This window comes from Microbacterium sp., from assembly GCF_036566905.1.
Taxonomy (GTDB): domain Bacteria; phylum Actinomycetota; class Actinomycetes; order Actinomycetales; family Microbacteriaceae; genus Microbacterium.
Genome location: NZ_DATCVK010000038.1, coordinates 1 through 6,731, shown reverse-complemented (window position 1 = coordinate 6,731; position 6,731 = coordinate 1). Strand labels below are relative to the sequence as shown.

Annotated in this window: 5 protein-coding genes; 3 read left to right on the top strand and 2 right to left on the bottom strand. The window is 71.2% G+C overall.

Annotated elements, in window-relative coordinates; genetic code table 11:
- Positions 1-152 precede the first annotated feature (152 nt).
- Complete coding sequence (locus VIP82_RS04040; protein ID WP_331906002.1) at positions 153-1,736, bottom strand: MFS transporter; 1,584 nt, start codon at positions 1,734-1,736, stop codon at positions 153-155.
- A gap of 241 nt (positions 1,737-1,977) precedes the next feature.
- Between VIP82_RS04040 and VIP82_RS04035 the strand changes: the two genes are divergently transcribed.
- The 3 genes from VIP82_RS04035 (at position 1,978) to VIP82_RS04025 (ending at position 6,304) form a co-directional block, all read left to right on the top strand.
- A complete protein-coding gene (locus VIP82_RS04035; RefSeq protein ID WP_331906001.1) occupies positions 1,978-3,405 on the top strand; it encodes an MFS transporter in 1,428 nt (475 codons plus the stop codon).
- 151 nt (positions 3,406-3,556) lie between these two features.
- Positions 3,557-4,129 carry a hypothetical protein gene (locus tag VIP82_RS04030; RefSeq protein ID WP_331906000.1) on the top strand — a complete coding sequence of 191 codons (573 nt, stop codon included), beginning with the start codon at positions 3,557-3,559 and terminating at the stop codon, positions 4,127-4,129.
- 120 nt (positions 4,130-4,249) lie between these two features.
- Positions 4,250-6,304 carry a vWA domain-containing protein gene (locus tag VIP82_RS04025; RefSeq protein ID WP_331905999.1) on the top strand — a complete coding sequence of 685 codons (2,055 nt, stop codon included), beginning with the start codon at positions 4,250-4,252 and terminating at the stop codon, positions 6,302-6,304.
- 21 nt (positions 6,305-6,325) lie between these two features.
- On the opposite strand, the gene VIP82_RS04020 is transcribed toward VIP82_RS04025, so the two are convergent.
- Positions 6,326-6,731: MarR family winged helix-turn-helix transcriptional regulator (locus VIP82_RS04020; RefSeq protein WP_331905998.1), on the bottom strand; the 406-nt coding region annotated here is incomplete at its 5' end.

The following is a 6,731-nucleotide window of genomic DNA, read 5'->3' as shown; positions in this document are numbered from 1 at the left end:
GCGCGGGTCGGCGCGCTTCGCTTCTTCGCGGGAGCGGGGTGGCGCGCGACGGCTCGTGAGGGGACGGATCGCGCCATGGCGGAAGTCTGGCAGTCACGCCTGGGAGCGGCCCGCGCGCGAGATCGTGCGCGCGAGCGTCTGCAGGCCGAGGGTCACCCGAGCATGGTCCCCTCGGCGGCCTCGTTCGGCTTCGGGTCGGGCAGCCGGCGCATGCGCAACGCATTCAGCGCGCCCAGCAGGGCGGCGAGGATGGGGATCAGCAGTGCGACCTGCAGGGCGACGTGGCGAGCCTCGGTGTTGATGCGGATGACCTCGTCGGCGGTGGCCGGGGGCTCGTCCGCGAGCAGCTCCTCGAGGCCGGTGTTCGACATCAGCTCGGCATCCTCCTCGAGGACCGTGGAGACCTGCTGCTGCTGCTCCGCGGTGAGCACGGTGCTCGCATCGGCGAGCGCGGTGAAAGACGCGGCGAGGGTCGCGAGCATGATAGCGCCGGCGAACGCGAGGCCGAAGGAGAGCCCGAACGATCCTGCGGCAGAGTTGACCCCCGCGGCCTCGCTGACCCGCTCGTCAGAGATCGGCGAGAGCGTGTAGTTGTTGAGCTGCGAGACGAGCAGGCCCAGGCCCGACCCGGCGATGACGAGCGGCACGGCGAGGTACCAGCCCGAATCGGCGATCGGGACGAGGGGCACGATGGCGACAAGACCGACGAAGGCGAGCGAGAACCCCATGAGGATGAGGTTCGCCGGGCGCCCCTTGCCGCGCCGGCCCGCCCAGATCGCCACCGCGAACATGCTCAGCGACAGCGGCGCGATCGACAGTCCGGCCTGCAGCGCGTTGTACTCGAGCACCATCTGCAGGTAGAGCGGCAGCACGATCATCGTGCCGCCGAGCGCGATCTGCTGAAGGAGCTGCCCGCTGACCCCGGTGCGGAACGGCTTCGACGAGAACAGCGCCGGGTCGAGCAGCACCGGCTGGCCCCGCTTCTTGCGCGCGTTGAGCCACCACGCGAGCCCGCCGAGCGCGACGACGCCGAGCCCGATGAGCAGCCCGACATAGCCGCCGCCCTCCTGCCAGACGAGGATGCCGAGCACCACGCCGCCCATGCCGACGACCGACAGGCCCGCGCCGACGAGGTCGATGGAGCGGTCTCCGTGGTACTTGACGTCTTTCACCAGGCCGAGCCCGAGGAGCACCACGGCGATGATGACGGCCTCGAGGGCGAACGCGACCCGATACGACCAGAACGTCGTGATGAAGCCGCCGAGCAGCGGACCGACCGCCGCCGCGATCGCGGCCGATGCGCCCACGAGCGCGTAGACGCGCTTCTGATGATCGCCGGCGAAGTTGCCGTGGATGAGCGACTGCATCGAGGGCAGGAGGAGGGATGCGCCGATGCCGCCGATCACCGCCCAGAAGATGATGACCGTGGTGAGGTTCTGCGCGAAGGTCATCGCCACTGCGCCGACCGCGTAGCCGAGGAGACCGAGGGTGTAGGCGAGCTTCCGGCCGATGAGGTCGCCGGTCTTGCCGCCGATCAGGATGAAGGCGGCTGACACCAGGGCTTCGAGCGCGATCGCGCCCTGCACGCCGCTGGCGGTCGTGTCGAGCTCGGTGACCACCGCCGATATCGAGACGTTCATGATCGAGGTGTCCACCACCAGCACGAACATCGCCATGGCGAGAAGGATGGCGAGGCGCCCATTGAAGGCCGGCGCGGGCGGGGTTTCCCCAGTCATGGACGAAGCAAACCACCCGGCGCCCCTCGAGCGCTACGTTGAGGCGAACATACGGCGGCCACCACGCCGTTGCGGAGCCGATGCCGGGAGCGGCGCGGCGCCGGAGTAGCCTGGCGTGGCGCCGCGATGAGGCCGCGCTGCCGGCGCCACCCGCCGTTCACCGAAGGGCAATATCTTGCCGACCATGGGCAACGAGCACGAACCCCCCGCGTCCCGTCCCGGCGAGCCCCAGCAATCACCGATGCCCCCCGCTCCGCCGGCGACGGCCACCACGGGCGCCGTTGCGACGATGGGCCTCGACCTGCAGGAGGGCGCCCATATCCCCCGCAAGCGTGTGATCTCGTGGGCACTGTGGGACTGGGCGACGCAGCCGTTCAACACGGTGCTGCTGACGTTCGTGTGGGTGCCGAGCTTCCTCGTCTCGCCGTTCTTCCTCGACCCGGCGATCGCTGCGAGCGGCGTCATCGACGGCGACGCGATCGACTGCGACACCGCGGCGAACACGGCCACCGAGTACTGCCAGGCGCTCGGCACGCTTGACAGCAACCTCGGCTGGGGCATCACGGCAGCAGGCGTCCTCATCGCGCTCCTCGCGCCGGTGCTGGGCCAGCGCGCGGACGCGGCCGGCCGCAAGAAGCTGATGCTCGGCATCTTCACCGCGCTGCTCATCCTGTGCCAGCTCGCGATGGCTTTCGTGGGCGGCGTGCCCACGCAGTTCTGGTTCGGCGTCGCGATGATCGCCGTCGGCAGCATCGTCGGCGAGATCGCCGGCGCGAGTTACAACGCGCTGCTTGTGTCGGTGTCGACGCCCAAGACCGTCGGCAAGGTATCGGGTCTCGGGTGGGGCTTCGGGTACCTCGGCGGCATCATCGCCCTCGCCATCGTCGTCGGACTCATCCTCGGCGGGGTCCTCGACGGCACGCAGCCGCTGACCTTCCAGCTCATCGCCGCAGGAGCGACGGTGTGGACGCTGATCTTCACGATCCCGATCTTCCTCAACGTGCCCGAGCCTCCCCCGGCGCCCGACGCCCGCCGCGTCGGCTTTTTCCGCGGGTACGTCGAGCTGGCGCGATCGATTGCGCGCCTGTGGCGCGATACGCGCCCCACCTTCTGGTTCCTGCTCGCGTCGGCCGTGTACCGCGACGGACTGGCAGCCGTCTTCACGTTCGGCTCGGTGATCGCGGGGCGGGTGTTCGGGTTCGGCTTCACGGATCTCGTCATTTTCGGCATCGTGCTGAACCTCGTCGCCGGCGTCTCGACGATCTTCGCCGGCCGCCTCGACGACCGCTTCGGCCCGAAGCCGGTCATCCTCGTCGCCATCGGCGTCCTCGTGCTGTGCTGCCTCACGGTGTTCTTCGGTGCGGGCGCGGGCAAGGGCCTGTTCTGGGTCGTCGGCATCGTGCTCGCCGCGTTCGTCGGCCCCGCGCAGGCCGCGTCGCGCTCCTTCCTCGCACGGGTCACGCCGGCGGGGCACGAGGGTGAGATCTTCGGCCTCTACGCCACCACGGGACGCGCGGCGAGCTGGATGGCGCCGCTGCTGTGGGGCGTCTTCATCGCGACCGCCGCGCACCAGACGCTGTACGGCATCCTCGGGATCGCTCTGGTCCTCGCGGTCGGCTTCGTCCTGCTGCTGTTCGTCAAGGCTCCGAGGCGCGTCGCGCAGAGCTGAGAGGCGGACCAGCGCACGGTGAGCCGGCGTCAGCCGCGCGACGGCCGGAAGCACGGCCGCATCGGATACCCTCGCATTCGGTGAGATTTCACCGGTGCGACTGGGGGGCCGTCGCGCCTTCCCGCGCTGGAGCCGAATCCCGAGAGGCACCGTGTCGATCCCTCGCACCCCCCGACGACTCGCCGAGCGCCGACGCGTCGCGCGTCATCGCCGCGCGGTCGGGTACTGGGGGGTGGTGCTCGCGATGCTCATCTCGCTGTGGATCGGCACGACCGTGGTTCCCCCCGCGTGGCTGCACGCTCCGGCACTCTTCGGCCACCTCGCGTCGGTGATCGTGGGGCTCGGCGCCGCGGTGCTCCTCGAGATGAGCGGACTGCTCTGGATGCTGCGCCGCGCCGGTCTCGACGACCTCCGCCGCGTCGAGCGCACGGTGAGCGTGCTCGCGTGGCTCGGCATCGTGGGGCTGCTCGCCACCGGCGCGTTCCTGCAGCCCGACCTCGGCCAGCCGCTCACGGCGATCAAGATGATCGCCGTGCTCGTCGCCGCGATGAACGGGGTCGGGATGACGCGACTGACCGACGAACTGGCCCGGCTCCCCAGCGGCGTGCGTTTCGCGGCGCTCCCCCGCAAGCTCCAGGCATGGTGCGTCTGGAGTGCGGTCGTGTCGCAGTCGGCGTGGTGGACCGCGGTGCTGATCGGGATGCTGAACACCGCCTCACGGTGATCTCTCGGCATCCTCACCCTCGCCTCGCAACCACGAGCGGGTTAGGCTCAAGCCTTACCGGACTACCCGGCCGGTGACCCCCCGCCCGGCCTCACGGCCGCATCGACCTCGAGGATGCCCATGCGCGATCGCACGCGCGGCGACGAGGACGCGCCCGGACCCCGCCGCGGCCAGTCCTCTCAACCGGCGACCGCTGCCCTTCCCGCAGCGTCGCCCTCCGCTTCCACTCCCCTCTTCTCCGCAGCCGCACCGGCGACGAAGCCGCCCACACCGACGAAGCCGTCGGCCATCGAGCAGCGCCGCGCGCACCGCCGCAAGCGCCGCCGCCAGATGCTGATGTGGACCACCGTCGTCGGCATCGTCGTGCTGGTCGGATCGATCAGCACGGTCTCGTACGCGATCGTCTCGAACCTCGCCGGCGCCGAGCCGGCCGCAGAGGGCCCCGCCCCCGCTGCACCCGCCGCCGCCGAGCCGATCGAGTTCCCGCAGGATGAGCCGGCCGCGACCGCGGGCGCCCAGCCGTGCGCCACCGTGAGCGTCCTGTCGTCGTTCGAGAACGCCGAGATGGTCGAGGGGCTCGCCGCCGCCTACAACAGCCAGCCCCGCAATGTCGCCGGCTCGTGCGTGACGGTGACGACGACGAAGGACAAGTCGGGGGTCGCCGCCGCAGTCGTGGCCACCGGGTTCCCGAGCCTGCCCGACGACCAGAAGCCCACCGTGTGGCTGCCGGACTCCTCCACCTGGGTCGACGTCGCCCAGTCGCAGGGCGCCACCAACCTCCGCGCCGAGGGCACGAGCGTCGCGATCTCGGACGTCGTGATCGCCATGCCCGAGAACCTCGCCGAGACCATCGGCTGGGATGCCGAGGCCCCGACGTGGAGCGCCATCTTCGAGGCCGCCGGCGACCCCGACCTGTGGAGCGGTCTCGGCCATCCGGAATGGGGTGCGTTCAAGCTCGGCAAGACCAGCCCGCTGATGGCGACCTCGGGCGAGGCCGCGATGTACGCGTCGTACGGCACGGCCGCCGGCTCGCTGGCCGAGCTCACCGCCACCGAGGTGCAGGATCCCGCCGTGCAGGCTGAGGTGCACCAGAACGAGACGGCGACCAGCCACTACATGGCCACCCCCGAGCACTTCCTCTGGCACGCGCGCCAGGCCGAGGCGTCCGGTTCCACCGCCGACTTCCTCTCGGCGGTCATCGTCGACGAGAAGTCGGTGTGGGACTACAACCGCGGCATCACCAGCCGCGACGGCATCACCCGCACGCAGGGCGAGCCGCCGTCGGAGCAGCTCGTGCCCATCTACCCCGCCGACGGCTACTACTCCGCGGACAACCCGGTGATGCGTCTGACCGGCGAGTGGATCGATCCGGTCGAGGCCGAGGCCGCCGCCGACTTCATCCGCTTCACGCACACTGCGCAGGGCCAGTCGGCCGTGCGCGCCGCCGGCTACCGCGACCTCAACCGCGCGCTCGACGAGAGCGTCGAGAAGGTCGGCCAGCTCGAGGGCGCTCAGCGCGGCACGCTCGCGTTCCCCGCCGCCGACGTCGTCACAGCCGTGCAGGCGTCTTTCCCCGAGGTGCGCAAGCGTGCGAACGTGCTGTTCCTGCTGGACGTGTCGGGGTCGATGGACGAGCCCATCCCCGCGGGCGACACGAAGCTCGCCCAGGCGCGCAAGGCCATCGAGGCGGCGCTCGGGCATTTCACCACCGGCGACGACGTGGGGCTCGCCGCCTTCGCGCAGGGACCGGACGGCGCGATGCTGCCGGGCCTGGTCTCGCCGGTCGCCGACATCGGAACGTCGCGCGACGGGTTCCTCGGCGCCCTCGGCGGACTCAGCTCGATGGGCGACACGCCCCTCTACCAGGCGGTCGACACGTTCGCCGCCCAGCAGGCCGCCTCCTGGACGAGCGACCACATCAACGCCATCGTGCTGCTCAGCGACGGCGAGAACGACACGCCCAACGCCCCGACCATCGGCGCAGACCAGATGCTCGCGAACCTGAAGGACATGCACCACGCGACACCGGTGCTCATCTTCACGCTCGCCTACGGGGCCGACGCCGATGTGGCGACCCTGCAGTCGATCTCGAGCGCGACCGGCGCGCACTACTACGACGCGACGGACCCGTCCAAGCTCGAGGCCGTGCTGGGCGATCTCGTCACGAGCTTCTGACTCGACCGCCCTGGTCCGCGGCTACGTCGCCCCGGGCCAGGAGTCGGCGAGCTTGGTGAGCAGGCGGGCGAGTTCGGCGCGCTCGTCGTCGGTGAAGGCCGCGAGCGCGGCGTCCATGGCCTCGCGCCGCTCGCCCCGGAAGCCGCGCACGAGCCGGGTGCCGGCATCCGTCAGCGCCACGCGCGTGCGGCGCGCGTCGTCGGGGTCTGCCTCGCGACGGGCCAGTTCGAGCTCGACCGCCTGCTGCACCAGGCGCGACGCGCGGGGCTGATCGACGCCCACGGCGTCGGCGATCTCACCCACCGAGAGCGGGTGGGATGCCGCGGCCAGCGCCTCGAGCAGCCGCAGGCGGGCGGGTCCGCCGATGCGGCCGGCGCCGCCCCAGGGCGGTCCCCCGAAACTCGGTGGGCCGCCGAACCCCGGCACC

Excerpts from the sequence above, each read along its gene's own strand:
- VIP82_RS04040 (WP_331906002.1), bottom strand. The coding sequence starts at position 1,736 with ATGACTGGGGAAACCCCGCCCGCGCCGGCCTTCAATGGGCGCCTCGCC.
- VIP82_RS04035 (WP_331906001.1), top strand. The coding sequence starts at position 1,978 with ATGCCCCCCGCTCCGCCGGCGACGGCCACCACGGGCGCCGTTGCGACG.
- VIP82_RS04025 (WP_331905999.1), top strand. The coding sequence starts at position 4,250 with ATGCGCGATCGCACGCGCGGCGACGAGGACGCGCCCGGACCCCGCCGC.